The organism is Dietzia sp. CW19 (assembly GCF_014145265.1).
Lineage (GTDB): Bacteria > Actinomycetota > Actinomycetes > Mycobacteriales > Mycobacteriaceae > Dietzia > Dietzia natronolimnaea.
Window position 1 is genome coordinate 23,989 of the sequence record NZ_JAALEE010000561.1, and the last position, 228, is coordinate 24,216.

Annotated in this window: 1 protein-coding gene; it reads right to left on the minus strand. The window is 61.8% G+C overall.

Features of this window, described 5'->3' with window-relative positions:
* Positions 1 to 228 (minus strand): Mu transposase C-terminal domain-containing protein (locus G6021_RS16135; RefSeq protein WP_182641735.1); only part of this gene is annotated, 228 nt, incomplete at both ends.

Here is a 228-nt window from a genome sequence, read left to right on the forward strand (position 1 = left end):
TTCGGCGATCTGGCCACGTAGCTCGCGTCGGCGGACTGCGCGCGCGTGCTGAATGTCTTTGAGACTGACGGTGGTCGATGCGTGATCGGGGTCCACGGCCTTACAGATGTACTGGTTCTTGTGGAAGACATGGATTTCGGAAATGTCGCGGGGGTCGTACCGGATCACGACCTGCTCTTTGACGTAGGCGGCCAGCAGCGGCGAGACGTACCGCAGGCCCTGGAAGCG